Below are 16,558 nucleotides of genomic sequence, written 5' to 3' on the forward strand. Positions count from 1 at the left end.
ACCTGGAGATGGACAGTAGACACACCGCCACGGAAGGCAGAACGATGAGCACCCTGCACAAGTTCAAGGCGTACTTCGGCATGGTTCCGCTCGCCGACTACGAGGACGACTACCTCGACGATCCGGACACGCGACGCAGCTCCCGTGGTGGTCGCGACAGCTACGACGACATCGATGAGCGTGAATTCGTGAAGCCGTCCTTCGGTGGGTCTCGGCACTCACAGGTCGAGGACGACTACGACGATTACGAGGCACCCCGTCCGGCGGCCACGCTCGCGCCGATCGGTGGACGAGGACGTGGCGCGACACCGACCACGCGAGGGGCGGCAACTCGAGGAGCGCTTGCCATGGACACTCGGATGGACGTGCGCGCAGAGACCCGACGTAGCCCGATCGTGGACGACGGCGGCCCGCTCTCGAAGATCACCACGCTGCGACCGCGTGACTACAGCGAGGCACGCACCATCGGTGAGCGCTTCCGCGACGGCACCCCGGTCATCATGGACTTGGTCGAGATGAGCAACGCGGACGCCAAGCGGCTGGTCGATTTCGCTGCCGGGCTCGCTTTTGCACTCCGCGGTTCCTTCGACAAGGTGGCGACGAAGGTCTTCCTGCTCTCGCCTGCCGACGTCGACGTCTCGCCGCAGGAGCGCAGGCGAATCGCCGAGACCGGTTTCTACAGTCAGCAGTGAGAGATTCGCTGTTCGGGGTGGTAGTTCGGGGCTGTGACCAGCGCGCTTTGCTCAGCCCGGCGAAGTCAGGCAGAGTATAGCCGTGATCGTGTTCACGGTGATCAACATCGTATTGTTTCTTTTTTGGCTCCTTCTCATCGGTCGAATCATCGTCGAGTTCATCAGAACTTTCGCGAGAGATTGGCAACCGACCGGGTTGGTCGTCATCGTGCTCGAGGCGATCTTCACGGTCACCGACCCGCCGGTGAAGTTCCTCCGGAAGATAATTCCGCCGCTCAACCTGGGTGGAGTTCGACTGGACCTGTCCATCATGGTCCTGTTGTTCGTCGTCTTCATTGCGTGGAATGTGACCAGCGGTCTCGCGGCCTGAGGCTGCAGACGAAATGTTAGAACGCGGGACCCAGCGCATGCTGCGTGTCCTGTGTGACAGAATGGACGCCAGTTACAGTTTGATTGTTCTGCACTCGCGCGGAATGGCATATAACTGAATGCTTGCTCTACCGCCCCAAGACGCGTGAAGGGATCCTTCCATGCCGCTGACTCCAGCTGATGTGCACAATGTTGCGTTCAGCAAGCCGCCCATCGGTAAGCGCGGTTACAACGAAGACGAGGTCGACGCTTTTCTCGACCTCGTCGAGCAAGAGTTGTCGCGACTGATCGAAGAGAACGCCGACCTACGCCAGCGGGTCGGTGAGCTCGACCAGGAGCTTGCGGATGCCAAGAACGCTGCGCGGCAGAACCCGCAACCGGCTCAGGTCGCGGCACCGAAGGCCGAGCCACAGCGCCCGGTGGATCCCCCCAAGCCACCGCCCGTCGTGCAGCCCGCGCCGGTCGCGCCCGTTGCAGCAGCTCCGCAGCAGAGCGGCGACTCCAACATGCAGGCCGCCAAGATTTTGGGCCTTGCTCAGGAGATGGCCGATCGTCTGACCGGTGATGCCAAGTCGGAGTCCGAGCAGCTGCTCGGCAACGCGCGCACCAACGCCGAGCGTTTGGTGTCGGACGCACGTACGCGTTCCGAGTCGATGATGTCGGAGGCTCGGCAGAAGTCCGAGTCGCTGTTGTCCGACGCGCAGACACGGTCCGAGACCCAGCTGCGTCAGGCCAAGGAGAAGGCCGACGCATTGCAGGCCGACGCCGAGCGCAAGCACACCGAGATCATGGCGACGATCAACCAGCAGCGTTCCGTGCTCGAAGGTCGCATCGAGCAGCTCAAGACGTTCGAGCGCGAGTACCGCGTGCGGCTCAAGTCCTACCTCGAATCGCAGCTCGAAGAGCTCGAGAACCGTTCCTCGGCGCTGCCGGTGGACAACGGGCAGGACAACTTCAACCAGGACAACCAGTCGTCGGGGTACAGCCAGTCGTACGCCAAGGGCAACTGACGCACCACCCGACCTCCGACGCTGTCGATTTCGACAGCGTCGGACCAAGTTGTCGCGTCGAGTGGTGAGCGAGGAATCGGTGTGTTGGTCCTGACTCTCGGCGCAGCAGCGATCGGCTTCGGCTTTCTGGTTCTCGCCCTGATGACGGGGTCCGTCGTCTGGGCGTGGGCCTGCATCGTCGTTTGTATCGTGGGTGCAGTGCTACTACTGGTCGGAGCGCTCACGGGCCGACGGCCTCCGTCCGAGCTCGACAGGTAACATCACGACCCAGGCAGTCAGATTTCAGGCGTCGATCCGGCCATCACCGGGGAGCTTTCGGAAGAACGACGACGGCACGAAGCGCCCAGGTGCTTCGGAACGGCGTTCAGTAGAACCGAACGGGTGAGCCCGTCACAGCTCATCAGGAGTGGCGCACTCCGACGCAGGGTCGTCGAGAGCGTGCAAGCGGGGTGGTACCGCGGTATCGGGTGAACGGATCGCCCGGATGTCGTCCCCGTGCCAACTTTGCGCAGCGTCTCGTACGCGGCCGGCACGGAGGAGACATGACATGACAGATGCGACAGCACGTCCGAACTCGGGGTCGTACCCGTTGGTCGACCTGGCCGAGGGCCGTTCGGGCAGCGTCCCGTTCCCGGATCTCGAGCGCATCGTTCTGCACGAGTGGGCAGAGGACGGCACCTTTCGAGCCAGCATCGACAATCGAGCAGATGCCGAGGAGTTCGTCTTCTACGACGGCCCACCCTTCGCCAACGGTCTGCCGCACTACGGCCATCTGCTCACCGGCTACGTCAAGGACCTCGTCCCGCGCTTCCAGACGATGCGGGGCAAGAAGGTCGAGCGTCGCTTCGGCTGGGATTGCCATGGTCTGCCCGCAGAGCTGGAAGCGGAGAAGCAGCTCGGTATCAAGGACAAGTCCGAGATCGACGAGATGGGCCTGGCGAAGTTCAACGCCTACTGCAAGCAGTCGGTACTTCAGTACACCGATGAGTGGCGGGACTACGTCACCCGGCAGGCGCGGTGGGTCGACTTCGACAACGACTACAAGACCCTCGACGTCGACTTCATGGAGTCGGTCATGTGGGCGTTCAAGACGCTGCACGACAAGGGCCTGATCTACCAGGGATACCGGGTGCTGCCGTACAGCTGGTACGAGCAGACGCCCTTGTCCAATCAGGAGACCCGCCTGGACGACGCGTACAAGATGCGTCAGGATCCCGCGGTTACCGTCACGATGCCGTTGACGGCCCCCGGCTCGCCCCTGGACGGCGCGAACGCGCTGATCTGGACCACCACGCCGTGGACCCTGCCGTCGAACCTGGCGATCGCGGTGCACCCCGAGGTGCAGTACGTGCAGGTGCGAGGAACAGACGGCGAGCGTTACGTGCTTGCCGCGCTGCGACTCTCGCATTATGCGAAGGAGCTCGGGGAAGATCCGGAGGTGCTCTCGGAGCACACCGGTGCGGAATTGGTCGGGCTCGCGTACACGCCGCCGTATGAGTTCTTCCTCGGCCACGAGAACGCACACCGCGTGCTGCAGGCCGACTATGTCACCACCGATTCGGGTACCGGAATCGTCCATCTCGCACCGGCTTTCGGTGAAGAGGACATGGACGTCGCCACCGCGAACGGAATCGAGGTGGTGCAGCCGCTCGATGCGGGCGGCAAGTTCACCTCGCTGGTGCCGCCGTACGAGGGCCTGATGGTGTTCGACGCCAATCCGGTGATCATCAAGGACCTCAAGGCCTCGGGTCGGTTGCTGCGGCACGAGACCATCGAGCATTCGTACCCGCACAGCTGGCGCAGTGGTCAGCCACTGATCTACATGGCGGTGCCGTCGTGGTTCGTCGCGGTCACCAAGTTCCGTGATCGCATGGTCGAGTTGAACCAGGAGATCACCTGGGTTCCCGAGCACATCAAGGACGGCCAGTTCGGCAAGTGGCTCGAAGGTGCACGCGATTGGAACATCAGCCGAAACCGGTACTGGGGCAGCCCGATTCCGGCGTGGACTTCTGACGACCCGGCCTACCCGCGCCTAGACGTGTACGGCAGCCTGGACGAGCTCGAGCGTGATTTCGGCGTGCGACCGACTGATCTGCACCGCCCCTACATCGACGATTTGACCCGGCCCAACCCGGACGATCCGACCGGCAAGTCGACGATGCGCCGCGTCCCCGAGGTGTTGGACTGCTGGTTCGAATCCGGCTCGATGCCGTATGCGCAGGTGCACTTTCCGTTCGAGAACGAGGAGTGGTTCTCCACGCACAACCCGGGCGATTTCATCGTCGAGTACAACGGGCAGACGCGCGGGTGGTTCTACACCCTGCACGTGCTCGCGACTGCGCTGTTCGACCGCCCGGCGTTCAAGACCGTTGCCGCACACGGCATCGTGCTCGGTGACGACGGCCTGAAGATGAGCAAGTCCAAGGGCAACTACCCGGACGTCAAGGAGGTCTTCGACCGCGACGGCTCCGACGCCATGCGCTGGTTCCTGATGTCCTCACCGATCCTGCGCGGCGGCAACCTCATCGTCACCGAGCAGGGCATCCGCGAGGGCGTTCGCCAGGCGTTGCTGCCGATCTGGAATGCGTGGAGCTTCCTGCAGCTCTACGCGTCGACGCCCGGGCAGTGGCGAACCGATTCGCCGAACGTGCTCGATCGTTACGTGTTGGCGAAGCTGTCGGCCACCCGCGATGCCATCACCGATGCGCTCGAGGGCAACGACATCGCCGGTGCCTGCGACGAGCTGCGCACGTTCTGCGATGCGTTGACCAATTGGTATGTGCGACGGTCGCGTTCGCGGTTCTGGAGCGAGGACGCCGACGCGATCGACACCCTGCACACCGTGCTCGAGGTGCTCACTCGCATCGCCGCCCCGCTGTTGCCGCTGATCAGCGAAGTGGTGTGGCGTGGATTGACCGGTGGACGCTCGGTGCACCTGACCGACTGGCCCGAGGCAGGCGAACTGCCGTCGGATCCCGAACTGGTCGAGAGCATGGACGAGGTCCGCACCGTGTGCTCCACGGTGCTGGGTCTGCGCAAGGCACAGAACCTGCGCGTGCGGTTGCCGCTGCCCGAGGTGACGGTCGCGGCCGCCGATGCGGAGCGCCTGCGCCCGTTCGTCGACATCATCTCCGACGAGGTCAACGTCAAGAAGGTCGATCTGACCGAAGACGTTGCCGTACACGGAAAGTTCGAGCTCGTCGTCAACGCCCGTGCTGCGGGGCCGCGTATCGGCAAGGACGTCCAGACGGTCATCAAGGCCGTCAAGGCAGGCGATTGGTCCGAGGACGCCGACGGAGTGGTGAGCGCCGCAGGCATCGCGTTGCTGCCGGAGGAGTACACACGCAAACTCGTTGCCGCCGAGCCCGAATCGACAGCGCCGCTGCCCGGAAACGCCGGACTGGTCGTGCTCGATTCCGCCGTCACCGAGGAGCTCGAAGCGGAGGGCTGGGCCAAGGACCGCATCCGCGAACTGCAGGACGCGCGTCGTAATCACGGATTCGACGTCTCGGACCGCATCGACATCGTCATCGAGGTGCCCGAACACCGACAGGCGTGGCTCGACACCCATCGCGATCTGATCGCAGGCGAGGTGCTCGCGCTCTCGCTCGTCGACGGACGCGTCGGGGACGACGGCAGCGATCTCGGTGAGGGAGTGCGGGCAGCGATCACCAAGTCGTCATGATGAATGGCGACGTATCGGTCGACGCCGTCCGTGAGCTTCTCGCCGAAGCTCGCGGCGGCGTGGTGCCCATCGTCGCCGCGGGTGACCCGGTTCTGCGGTCCGGGGCTGCGCGGTATTCCGGTCAGCTCGGCTCCGAGACGTTCGCGGAGTTGATCGAGGTGATGCGCGCGACCATGCACGACGCGCCCGGTGTCGGTCTGGCCGCTCCGCAGATCGGAATCCCGCTGCAGATCGCGGTGATCGAGGATCGCTGCGACGTCGGAGCGGATGTCGCCCGGGTCCGGGAGCGCACGCCGCTTCCGTTCCGCGTACTGGTCAATCCCCGGTACACCCCTGTCGGAGCGCGGACTGCCGGCTTCTACGAGGGTTGCCTCAGTGTTCCCGGGTATCAGGCCGTCGTGACGCGAGCGGCCGAGGTGCGGCTCGAGTGCACCGACGAGACCGGCCGCGAGATCGACGAGGTGATGCGTGGCTGGCCGGCCAGGATCGTGGCCCACGAGACCGATCATCTTCACGGCACCCTGTACATCGACACTGCGCACATGCGATCGCTGACGACGAGCGAGGTGTACGGCGAGCTGTGGTCTGATCCGACACCCGAGCGCGCCTCACGGGCTCTCGGATTCGCCACCGACGACCGTCGTTGACGACCGTGCCCGATATCACCGACGACACCCTGCGGAGTCGTCGTTGGGTGCTGCATCTGGACATGGACGCGTTCTTCGCCTCCGCCGAACAGCTGACTCGCCCCACGTTGCGGGGTCGCCCGGTTCTCGTCGGCGGCGCGGGCGGGCGGGGAGTGGTGGCCGGATGCAGTTACCAGGCCCGTGCGTTCGGGGCGCGTTCGGCCATGCCGATGCATCAGGCTCGCCGACTCGTGGGAGCCGGGGCCGTGGTGTTGCCGCCGCGGTTCGTTCTCTACTCGGAGCTGAGCCGACGAGCCTTCGAGGCACTACGGGGACCCATGCCCGTCCTGGAACAACTCTCGATCGACGAGGCGTTCGGTGAGCCGCTCGAACTCGCCGGAGCGACGGTGCACGAGGTCGAGCAGTTCTGCGCGGGCCTACGCGCGTTGATACTCGCCCAGACCGGGCTGGTCGCCTCGATCGGTGCCGGGTCCGGAAAACAGATCGCCAAGATCGCGTCGGGACTGGCCAAACCCGACGGCATCACCGTCGTCGCTCCGGGAATCCAGGCCGAGCTGATGGCGGCTCTTCCGGTGCGGAAACTGTGGGGGATCGGACCGGTGGCCGGCGAGCGTTTGCGACGCTTGGGCATCGACACCATCGGTAAGTTCGTGGCCACGCCCGAGTCCGAGGTGGCGTCGATTCTCGGGGCCACGATGGGGCCGAGCCTGCATCAGCTCGCACGCGGAATCGACAATCGTGTCGTGGCCGAGCGGGCCGAGGCCAAACAGGTCAGCGCCGAGACGACGTTCGCACAGGACCTGATCTCCCTTGCTCAGCTCCGCCCGGCCATCGAGTCCATCGTCGACTCGACGCATCGCCGGTTGCTGAAGGACGGCCGGGGTGCCAGGACGGTGGTGCTCAAGCTGCGAAAGTCCGACATGAGCATCATCACCCGATCGGCAACGTTGCCGTACGCGACGGTGGACAAGCAGACCATCGTGGCCACGGCCCAGCGACTTGCCGTCGATCCGGTCGACGTCGGTCCGATCAGGCTGGTCGGGGTCGGACTGGCCGGGCTGTCGGCCGTGCGCCAGGGATCGCTGTTTCCCGAACTGGAGTACGAGCCGGTCGCCGATGCGACCGAGGAGTCGCCCGCCCCGATCGAGGCCGCCGCGGATGTCGTCGTTCCGGAAGGCCCGCGGTGGCAACCGGGTATGGACGTCCGGCATCCCGACTTCGGTCACGGCTGGGTTCAAGGGGCCGGTCACTCGGTGGTGACCGTCCGATTCGAGACCCGAACCAGCGGGCCTGGAATCGCGCGCACCTTCGCCGAATCGGACGAGAACCTGGTCGTTGCCGACGTTCTCGACAGCCTGACGTGAGTTGTGGCATCGCTGAGGAAACTCTGTGAGGTTTCACAGGTAGGGGTCGCGGGTTGTGACTCGACCGATCCGAGCTGACATAGTGGACTCCGGTCCGAGACGACCACTACCCAGACGACCGACGAGTCACAGAACGATCGAGACGTGACTCAGAGTGAAAAGGACAAGCACTTGAAGCTTCGCAACACCCGACGGGCAATGGTTGCCGGCATCGCCATCGCCGCAGCGCTCACCATGACCGCCTGCAGCTCCGACGAGGGTGACACGACGGCCACCACGACGACCGCTGCCACCACGACGGCATCGACCCCGACCGAGAATGCCGCGTACCCGCCGGCACCCACGGTCGAGGAACTCAACACTCAGCTCATGCGCGGACTCGATCCCAACGTTCCGGTCGAGGAGAAGGCGGCTCTGATCCAGGGCGCGGCCGAGGACCCGGATCTGATCAACCAGGTCGCTGCCGCTGCTGTGGCCAACAACGCGCAGATCGAGATCACCAGCATCGACGATCTCGGTACCGGAGTCCTCAACGCCGGCATCACGATCACGCTCAACGGTCAGGCCAACCCCGGCACCTTCCAGTTCGTCCCCGAGGACGGCGTCTGGAAGCTGTCGAAGGACAACGCCTGCGGCATCGTTTCGCTCGCGCAGCTGACCAGCCCGGCGTGCCCCGCACCCTGAGTCCTGCCGATCGTCTCTGACCGACATGACGAACTGCCGGTGACATGTCCCCTCGGGGATGTGTCACCGGCAGTTTTCGTCGGCCGACCGGCCCGATTCACATGCTGGGTGTCACCGATCGAATGCGCTCGACGGCGGCCTCGGCGACAGCGGTGACGGTCTCGGGTTCGAGGCCGCGCTGATCCGAGACGACGATCTGGACGACGGTCGAGTCGACCACGGCCACCACCACATCGGAGATCAAGGTGAACCCTTCGCTGCTGGTGGTCAGGCGAACCGAGGCCGATGCATCGCCGACCGACGACTGCTCCCGGCCTGCCAACGCGTAGTCGACGCTCACCCCGTCCGCATCCGTGCCGCTGAACGCCGTGCATCCGGCCCATGCCTGCTGAACCGCAGTGAAGGCCTCGGCCGTGCCCGTATCGGGGTAGCTGGCCGCATCCTCGTCGATCGACGAGAAGTTCGGTCCCGAGAAGCGGGCGACCGCGTTCGACGCCGCACCGCCCTGCTGTTCCGACGTCGGTGCCAGGACCGCGGCGCACTCGGCCGGGTCGGTACCGGACTTGTCGGGGGAGTCGTACTCGGGAGCCGGGTCGAGTCCCAGATCCTGGACCGGGTCGGGGATCGAGGAGAACCCGTCCGGGAGGTCGCCGAGACCCAACATCGCTGCGGCCAGGACGCCGGAGTCGGTGATGGGGGCACCGAGCAGGGGATCGGGCGCGGCGACGGAGCTTGGCGCGGGTGCAGGGGTCGAGGCAGGTTCGTCCGCGCCGCACCCGGCCGCGGCAACGCCGACGAGCGAGAGCGCCGCCAGCAACTGCGTCGTGGTCCGCGCCGTCATCGGGCAGCCCAGGTGATCGAGTCTCCGACGGTCTGGCGCAATACCGTCGTGCTGTCGGGGTCGGTGTACATCTGCTCGCCACCTGCGGTGATCGACCCGCCGACAGGAAGTGGTCGGGTCAGATCGACCTCGAGCGTTCCCGAGCCGGTGAAGGTGTACGTCGCGATGTTCAGCGTGCCGGAATCGTCGGGCAGGTTCCATGTCGTCGATTCGGGCGTCTGGGTGATCGCGACGTCCAGAGTCGCGCGGTCACCGTCGAGTGCTCGCAGCGTGACCGTGGTGCGCTGGTTCAACGTGATGCCGCTCAGTACCTGCTGTTCCACGGTCCATACCGCGCCCACTCCCACCTCTGCGTCGGGGAAGTCGACGGAGCGGTACACCGCTGCGTTCAACGAGCGTTCGATCGCCGCGCGGGCGGTATCGAGCGCGGCGTCGGCGGGGGTGATGTGCAGTGCGGTGATCGCTCCCGAGTCGGTGGTCGCCAGCCGCGCCGTCGAGCTCTCGGACGCGGAGAGTGCGTCGGTCAGTCCCTCGTCGGGTGACGTCGCAGCTCCGATCGTCAGCTCGACGGAGCGTGTCGCGCCGGTCGCGGCGTCGTCGTCCGGGACGGCGTCGGACGTCGATGCGGACAGGGGCACAGTCAGTTCGGGGCTGGAGAAGTCCTGCGGAGCATCGTTGTTGATCTGCTGCGAGACGGTGGAGGTGGTGGTGAGGTCGACGTTCTGCTCGTCCGAGTCGGAGGTGTCGAAAGCCAGCACGCGCCGCGGCTCGGCGCCGGGGTCGACGACGGTGGTGGTCGTCGGCGTCACGGCGATCGTCACCTCGTTCGAGGACGCGGCCTGCTCGGGAGCGGGATCGGTGTCGGTGTCGGTGCTCGAACATCCGGCGACGAGAGCCACTGCGCAGCAGGCAGCGAGAAAACCGGAGCGGACGGTGCCGGAGCGGACGGTGCGGATACGAAAGGTCGACTTCACGGGCACCAGGCTACTGACACCGCCCGTAGTGACGGGTGGTGCGCGGCACGGATGAGGACCGGCCGCCGTCCATACGCCATGATGGACAGGTGAGTGAAGACCGCGCCGACGATCCGCCAGCCGAGACGAGTAGTGTTCCGGCACCGAACGAGACCGCGGACTCGCAGGTGACCGATACCGAGAGCGCCGTGAATCGACTTCCGAAGCCGCTCAGGACGCGGTTGCTGATCGCGATCGCGGCCGTGATTCTGCTGTTCGACCTCGTGACCAAGATCGTGGTGGTGCACTACGTCAAGCCCGGCAATCCGATCGCGATTTTCGGAGACGTCGTGACGTTGCGGCTGGTACGCAACCCCGGTGCAGCGTTCTCCATGGCCACCGGGATGACCTGGTTGCTCACGGTCGTGGCCGTCGCGGTCGTCATCGGAGTGATCAAGATCGGTCGGACGCTGCGATCGCCGTGGTGGGCACTGGGATTGGGTCTGGTCCTCGGCGGCGCACTCGGTAACTTGATCGACCGCTTCTTCCGTGCACCGGGGCCGTTCCAGGGACACGTCGTCGACTTCGTGTCGGTGGGCTGGTGGCCGGTGTTCAACGTTGCCGACTCGTCCATCGTCTGTGGTGCGATCCTGCTCGTCGTCCTGAGCCTGTTCGGGTTCGAGCCGAACGGCGAACGGGCCACCAAGTCGAGTTCCGACGCCGCAGGCGAGGCCGACAAGTGAGGGAATCGCGCTCGATGCCGGTGCCCGACGGTCTGGACGGAATGAGGGTGGACGCCGGTCTCGCTCGGCTGCTCGGGCTCTCGCGTACCGTCGCCGCGACCCTGGCCGAGGAGGGCTCGGTTCTGGTCGATCACGGTGCCGTCGGCAAATCCGACCGGCTGGCCGCTGGTTCGTGGCTCGAAGTGACGTTGCCCGAGCCTGCCCGAGAGTTGACGATCGAGGCGGAGCCGGTCGAGGGGATGGAAATCCTCTATGCCGACGACGACATCGTGGCCGTGGACAAGCCCGTCGGGGTCGCCGCGCATGCCAGCGTCGGCTGGACCGGCCCCACCGTCATCGGTGGACTCGCGGCCGCCGGTTTCCGGATTTCGACCTCCGGTGCGCACGAGCGGCAGGGCATCGTCCATCGCCTCGACGTCGGCACGTCCGGGGTCATGGTGGTCGCCACGTCCGAGCGGGCGTACACCGTCCTCAAGCGGGCGTTCAAGGCGCGGACCATCGACAAGCGTTACCACGCACTGGTACAGGGCCACCCGGATCCGAGCAGTGGAACGATCGATGCTCCGATCGGTCGACACTGCAGCAACGACTGGAAGTTCGCCGTCCGTGCCGACGGCAAGCCCAGCGTCACCCATTACGACACGGTGGAGGCGTTCCAGGCCGCGAGCCTGCTGGACGTGCACTTGGAAACCGGTCGCACGCATCAGATTCGGGTGCACTTCTCGGCTCTGCGGCATCCGTGCTGCGGCGATCTGACCTACGGCGCCGATCCGCGGCTGGCCGAACGGTTGGGCCTGGAACGACAGTGGCTGCACGCACGGTCGCTCGGCTTCGCGCATCCGTCCGACGGCCGCTGGGTCGAGATCGAGAGCAAGTATCCGGCCGACCTCGAGCACGCACTCGAGGTGCTTCGGAAGGCGTGATGCGCACCAGGGGAGTCTCCGGTGTGCTCGGCGGCGTCGTTGTCGCTGCACTCGTGATCGGGGCGCTCGCAGTGGTCGGGTACCTGAATCCGGTACGACAGCTGAGCGTGAGCACCGACCGGCTCGGCCCGGAGAGCGGCGAGCAGGTGACCGATTATCTGGCCCGCGCCGAGGCGAGCCTGCGGAGCGACAACGCCGAACCTCGATGGGGCTCGGTATCGTTCGATCGCGAACTCACCGTCGAACAGGCCTACGCCGTCGCCGACGGAGTCCGGATTTCGCAGGTGCTCCTGCGTGTTCCGCTCGATCGCGTACAAACTCCCATTCTCACCGTCGGCGTGCCGGGCAGCGAACGCTCGGTCCTGAATTCGACCGCGCGTGCGGCGAGCCTGGCGGAGGAATCGTTCGGGGCGGGGGATCGGCAGGCGCAGATCGCCGCAGTGTCGCAGCAACGTCTGCTCGACGGGTGTGCGTGTGTGGTGACAGTGGTGGTGCGCGGGACCCCTGCCGAAATGACCGAGCTGGCCGGCCGTGCCGATGTGCGAGCGGTGCAGGCGCTTCCGCCGGATGCAGTGTCCGGCAAGTTCGCGGTCGAGCCGCTCCTGCCGGAGTACGTCGACGTCGTCGCACCGTTGCCGGACGACGGTCCCGTACCGACCGAATGAGGGGAACTCACGTCGCATCCGTCACACCTGTCACGTCCTCCCAGGACACACCGGCTGCTACGAAAAATCTGTCGGTTCCACCGCTTAGAGTGAGTGCATTCGCGGCTCGTAATTTCGATAGCGCACGACCTTCAGGAGAGAACCTTCGTGGCCGATTCGTTCGTTCATCTGCACAACCACACCGAATATTCGATGCTCGACGGTGCCGCCAAGATCGGGGCGATGTTCGCCGAGGCGGCGCGGTTGGAGATGACGGCAGTCGGCATGACCGACCACGGCAACATGTACGGGGCCAGTGAGTTCTACAACGAGGCCAAGAAGGCCGGGATCAAGCCGATCATCGGCATCGAGGCCTACATCGCCCCGGAGTCCCGGTTCAACAAGAAGCGCGTGCTGTGGGGTGACCGCAGCCAGAAGTCCGACGACGTCTCCGGTAGTGGTGCGTACACGCACATGACGATGGTCGCCGAGAACGCCACCGGAGTCCGCAACCTGTTCAAGCTGTCCTCCCTCGCCTCCATCGAGGGTCAGCTGGGCAAGTGGGCCCGGATGGACGAGGAGATCATCGCCTCGCACGCCGAGGGCATCATCGCCACCACCGGCTGCCCGTCGGGCGAGGTACAGACTCGGTTGCGACTCGGCCAGGAGCGTGAGGCGCTCGAGGCCGCCGCCAAGTGGCGCGAGATCTGGGGCCCGGAGAACTTCTTTCTCGAACTGATGGATCACGGCCTGTCCATCGAGCGGCGTGTCCGCGAAGGCCTGCTCGACATCGGCAAGAAGCTCTCGATTCCGCCGCTGGCCACCAACGACTGCCACTACGTCACCAAGGACGCCGCCGAGAACCACGAGGCGCTGCTGTGTATCCAGACCGGTAAGACGCTCAGCGATCCCACTCGCTTCAAGTTCGACGGTGACGGCTACTACCTGAAGTCCGCAGCGGAGATGCGCGAGCTCTGGGACGATCAGGTGCCCGGTGCCTGCGACAGCACTCTGCTCATCGCCGAGCGAGTGCAGCCCTACGACGAGGTGTGGGCGCACCGCGACCGGATGCCGATCTTCCCCGTGCCCGAGGGCTACACCCAGGGCACCTGGCTGCGCCACGAGGTCATGACCGGCCTCGAGCGTCGTTTCCCCGACGGCCCGGCCGAGGACTACCTCGCGCGGGCCGAATACGAGATCAAGGTCATCCTCGAAATGGGCTTCCCGGCCTACTTCCTCGTGGTCGGCGACTTGATCAACCATGCCAAGGCCGTCGGCATCCGCGTGGGACCGGGCCGAGGCTCTGCTGCCGGGTCGCTGGTCGCCTACGCCATGGGCATCACCAACATCGATCCGCTGCCGCACGGTCTGCTGTTCGAGCGATTCCTCAACCCCGAGCGCGTGTCGATGCCCGATATCGATATCGACTTCGACGATCGTCGCCGCGGTGAGATGGTCCGCTACGCCACCGAGAAGTGGGGCAGCGATCGAGTGGCCCAGGTGATCACGTTCGGCACCATCAAGACCAAGGCTGCCATCAAGGACTCCGCACGTGTGCAGTTCGGCCAGCCCGGGTTCGGTATCGCCGATCAGATCACCAAGGCGCTGCCGCCGCCCATCATGGCCAAGGACATCTCGGTCGCGGGAATCACCGATCCAGCGCACGAGCGCTACAAGGAGGCCGTCGAGGTTCGAGCGCTCATCGACTCGAATCCCGATGTCGCCACCATCTACAAGACGGCGAAGGGCCTCGAAGGCCTGATCCGTAACGCGGGTGTGCACGCCTGCGCCGTCATCATGTCCTCCGAGCCGCTCACCGATGCCATTCCGGTGTGGAAACGCGCGCAGGACGGCGCGATCATCACCGGCTGGGACTACCCGTCGTGCGAGGCCATCGGTCTGCTCAAGATGGACTTCCTCGGACTGCGCAACCTCACCGTCATCGGCGACGCCATCGACAACATCAAGGCCAACCGCGGCATCGAGATCGATCTCGACGCTCTCCCGCTCGACGATCCGGCGACCTTCGACTTGCTTTCTCGCGGAGACACTCTCGGCGTCTTCCAGCTCGACGGCAGCGCCATGCGCGATCTGCTCCGCCGTATGCAGCCCACAGGCTTCGAGGACATCGTCGCCGTCCTGGCCCTGTATCGGCCGGGTCCGATGGGCATGAACTCGCACAACGATTACGCCGACCGCAAGAACGGGAGGCAAGAGGTCAAGCCGATTCACCCGGAGCTCGAAGAGCCGCTCAAGGTGATTCTCGGCGAGACGTACGGCCTGGTGGTCTACCAGGAGCAGATCATGCAGCTGGCGCAGAAGGTGGCCGGATACACCCTCGGCCAGGCCGACCTACTGCGTCGTGCCATGGGCAAGAAGAAGCTCTCCGAGCTGGAGAAGGCCTACGCCGGGTTCCGACAGGGCATGTTGGACAACGACTTCTCCGAGGCGGCCATCAAGGCGCTGTGGGACACCGTGCTGCCCTTCGCGGGCTACGCGTTCAACAAGTCTCACTCCGCGGGCTACGGCCTGGTGTCGTACTGGACGGCATACCTCAAGGCCAACTACCCGGCCGAGTACATGGCCGGCCTGCTCACCAGCGTCGGCGACGACAAGGACAAGGCCGCGATCTACCTCGCCGACTGTCGCAAGCTCGGCATCACGGTGCTGCCACCGGACGTCAACGAATCCGAACTGAACTTCGCGTCGGTGGGCAAGGACATCCGGTTCGGTCTCGGCGCTGTCCGCAACGTCGGTACCAATGTGGTCGCGTCGATCATCAGGGCGCGATCGGAGAAGTCGAAGTACACCGACTTCTCCGACTACCTCGGCAAGATCGACGCCATCGCGTGCAGCAAGAAGGTCACCGAATCCCTCATCAAGGCAGGCGCTTTCGACTCGCTCGATCATCCGCGCAAGGGCCTGATGCTCATCCACGCCGACGCGATCGATGCGGTGATGGGCACCAAGAAGGCCGAGGCGATCGGTCAGTTCGACCTGTTCGGCGGCGAGGATGCCGACGAGTCCATTTCCGCGGTGTTCAACGTCCGCGTACCGGACGAGGAGTGGGAATCCAAGCATCGGCTCGCCCTCGAACGCGAGATGCTGGGCCTCTACGTCTCGGGCCACCCGCTCCTGGGCGTCGAGCACATGTTGGCCGCGAAGTCCGACTGCAACATCCCCACCATCCTCGAGGGTGACATCAAGGACGGCACTCAGGTCACCGTCGGCGGCATTCTGGCCTCGGTGAATCGTCGGATCAACAAGAACGGCCTGACGTGGGCGTCGGCTCAGCTCGAGGACCTGGCCGGTGGTATCGAGGTGCTGTTCTTCCCGCAGGCGTACTCGGTGTTCGGTGCCGATGTCACCGAGGACTCCGTCGTGCTGGTCAAGGGCCGCGTATCGGTGCGCGACGATCGAATCTCGTTGATCGCCAACGATCTTGCGGTACCCGACCTGTCCGCGATCGGCATCGACAAGCCACTCGCGGTGAGCCTGCCGACTCGGTTGTGCACGGCGGACAAGGTCGGTGCCCTCAAGCGGGTGTTGTCGAGCCACCCGGGAACCTCGGATGTGCACCTGCGGTTGGTCAGTGGCGACAAGATCACCACGATGAAGCTGGACGACAGTCTGCGCGTCACGCCGACATCGGCGTTGATGGGAGACCTGAAAGCGCTACTGGGGCCGGGCTGCCTGACGGGCTGACGCCGGACGGATCGAACCCAGCTCGGTCAGGCGCAGTGTCCACCAGGCGACGACGGCGACCGCTGCGCCGGCCAGCACTGCTACCTGCAGGGAGCCGGCAACGACGAGGGTCGCGGCGAACACCAGCAATCCGAGTGCGAGGGCTTCGAGCTTGTACATGGGCCACGCGATGCCTGCCACGTCCGCGGTACGGAGGGCAGCAGCGGGTCGACGGCTCACCTGGGTACTCGTGTAGGTCATCGCGTTCTCCTCTGGTGACACCGGCAGGTTCGGGTATCCGCTGCGGGAAGTTCAGACT

At 65.3% G+C, this 16,558-nt stretch carries 15 protein-coding genes; 12 read left to right on the forward strand and 3 right to left on the reverse strand.

Annotated features, from left to right (window positions below):
• The first annotated feature begins 44 nt into the window (after positions 1–44).
• From R4P57_RS20355 to R4P57_RS20390, 8 genes are all read left to right on the forward strand, one after another.
• The gene (locus R4P57_RS20355) at positions 45–692 is read left to right on the forward strand and encodes a cell division protein SepF (protein ID WP_317804647.1); all 648 of its coding nucleotides are present in this window, start codon (positions 45–47) and stop codon (positions 690–692) included.
• 82 nt (positions 693–774) lie between these two features.
• A complete protein-coding gene (locus tag R4P57_RS20360; RefSeq protein WP_032394379.1) occupies positions 775–1,062 on the forward strand; it encodes a YggT family protein in 288 nt (95 codons plus the stop codon).
• A gap of 160 nt (positions 1,063–1,222) precedes the next feature.
• Positions 1,223–2,071, forward strand: a complete 849-nt coding sequence (locus tag R4P57_RS20365) for a DivIVA domain-containing protein (protein ID WP_317804648.1) — start codon at positions 1,223–1,225, stop codon at positions 2,069–2,071.
• A gap of 81 nt (positions 2,072–2,152) precedes the next feature.
• Positions 2,153–2,329: a hypothetical protein gene (locus R4P57_RS20370; protein ID WP_037192792.1), complete on the forward strand. Its 177-nt coding sequence runs from the start codon at positions 2,153–2,155 to the stop codon at positions 2,327–2,329.
• Positions 2,330–2,618: 289 nt separating this feature from the next.
• Complete coding sequence (gene ileS / locus R4P57_RS20375) at positions 2,619–5,756, forward strand: isoleucine--tRNA ligase (RefSeq protein ID WP_317804649.1); 3,138 nt, start codon at positions 2,619–2,621, stop codon at positions 5,754–5,756.
• Complete coding sequence (locus tag R4P57_RS20380) at positions 5,753–6,403, forward strand: peptide deformylase (RefSeq protein WP_317804650.1); 651 nt, start codon at positions 5,753–5,755, stop codon at positions 6,401–6,403. The genes ileS and R4P57_RS20380 overlap by 4 nt, the downstream gene beginning before the upstream one ends.
• Positions 6,404–6,450: 47 nt before the next feature.
• A complete protein-coding gene (locus R4P57_RS20385) occupies positions 6,451–7,767 on the forward strand; it encodes a DNA polymerase IV (RefSeq protein WP_411742405.1) in 1,317 nt (438 codons plus the stop codon).
• A gap of 198 nt (positions 7,768–7,965) precedes the next feature.
• Positions 7,966–8,451, forward strand: coding sequence for a hypothetical protein (locus tag R4P57_RS20390; protein WP_317804767.1), 486 nt, complete (start codon positions 7,966–7,968; stop codon positions 8,449–8,451).
• Between the two features lie 97 nt (positions 8,452–8,548).
• Here the strand turns inward: R4P57_RS20390 and R4P57_RS20395 are convergent, their stop codons facing one another.
• Together R4P57_RS20395 and R4P57_RS20400 are read right to left on the reverse strand one after the other, a co-directional pair.
• Positions 8,549–9,292 carry a hypothetical protein gene (locus R4P57_RS20395; RefSeq protein ID WP_317804651.1) on the reverse strand — a complete coding sequence of 248 codons (744 nt, stop codon included), beginning with the start codon at positions 9,290–9,292 and terminating at the stop codon, positions 8,549–8,551.
• On the reverse strand, positions 9,289–10,266 hold the full coding sequence (locus R4P57_RS20400) for a hypothetical protein (protein WP_317804652.1): 978 nt from the start codon (positions 10,264–10,266) through the stop codon (positions 9,289–9,291). Before R4P57_RS20400 ends, R4P57_RS20395 begins: the two co-directional genes overlap by 4 nt.
• 89 nt (positions 10,267–10,355) lie before the next feature.
• Between R4P57_RS20400 and lspA the strand changes: the two genes are divergently transcribed.
• From lspA to dnaE, 4 genes are all read left to right on the forward strand, one after another.
• Positions 10,356–10,988: a signal peptidase II gene (gene lspA, locus R4P57_RS20405; RefSeq protein ID WP_411742400.1), complete on the forward strand. Its 633-nt coding sequence runs from the start codon at positions 10,356–10,358 to the stop codon at positions 10,986–10,988.
• On the forward strand, positions 10,985–11,911 hold the full coding sequence (locus R4P57_RS20410; protein WP_317804653.1) for an RluA family pseudouridine synthase: 927 nt from the start codon (positions 10,985–10,987) through the stop codon (positions 11,909–11,911). Before lspA ends, R4P57_RS20410 begins: the two co-directional genes overlap by 4 nt.
• On the forward strand, positions 11,911–12,576 hold the full coding sequence (locus R4P57_RS20415) for a hypothetical protein (protein WP_317804769.1): 666 nt from the start codon (positions 11,911–11,913) through the stop codon (positions 12,574–12,576). The genes R4P57_RS20410 and R4P57_RS20415 overlap by 1 nt, the downstream gene beginning before the upstream one ends.
• A gap of 147 nt (positions 12,577–12,723) precedes the next feature.
• On the forward strand, positions 12,724–16,260 hold the full coding sequence (gene dnaE / locus R4P57_RS20420; RefSeq protein WP_317804654.1) for a DNA polymerase III subunit alpha: 3,537 nt from the start codon (positions 12,724–12,726) through the stop codon (positions 16,258–16,260).
• On the opposite strand, the gene R4P57_RS20425 is transcribed toward dnaE, so the two are convergent.
• On the reverse strand, positions 16,231–16,500 hold the full coding sequence (locus tag R4P57_RS20425) for a hypothetical protein (protein WP_317804655.1): 270 nt from the start codon (positions 16,498–16,500) through the stop codon (positions 16,231–16,233). The genes dnaE and R4P57_RS20425 overlap by 30 nt on opposite strands.
• Positions 16,501–16,558 lie beyond the last annotated feature (58 nt).

This window comes from Rhodococcus sp. IEGM 1330, from assembly GCF_033142445.1.
Lineage (GTDB): Bacteria > Actinomycetota > Actinomycetes > Mycobacteriales > Mycobacteriaceae > Rhodococcoides.

Excerpts from the sequence above, each read along its gene's own strand:
- R4P57_RS20380 (WP_317804650.1), top strand. The coding sequence starts at position 5,753 with ATGATGAATGGCGACGTATCGGTCGACGCCGTCCGTGAGCTTCTCGCC.
- ileS (WP_317804649.1), top strand. The coding sequence starts at position 2,619 with ATGACAGATGCGACAGCACGTCCGAACTCGGGGTCGTACCCGTTGGTC.
- R4P57_RS20390 (WP_317804767.1), top strand. The coding sequence starts at position 7,966 with ATGGTTGCCGGCATCGCCATCGCCGCAGCGCTCACCATGACCGCCTGC.
- R4P57_RS20395 (WP_317804651.1), bottom strand. The coding sequence starts at position 9,292 with ATGACGGCGCGGACCACGACGCAGTTGCTGGCGGCGCTCTCGCTCGTC.
- R4P57_RS20415 (WP_317804769.1), top strand. The coding sequence starts at position 11,911 with ATGCGCACCAGGGGAGTCTCCGGTGTGCTCGGCGGCGTCGTTGTCGCT.
- R4P57_RS20355 (WP_317804647.1), top strand. The coding sequence starts at position 45 with ATGAGCACCCTGCACAAGTTCAAGGCGTACTTCGGCATGGTTCCGCTC.
- R4P57_RS20425 (WP_317804655.1), bottom strand. The coding sequence starts at position 16,500 with ATGACCTACACGAGTACCCAGGTGAGCCGTCGACCCGCTGCTGCCCTC.
- R4P57_RS20365 (WP_317804648.1), top strand. The coding sequence starts at position 1,223 with ATGCCGCTGACTCCAGCTGATGTGCACAATGTTGCGTTCAGCAAGCCG.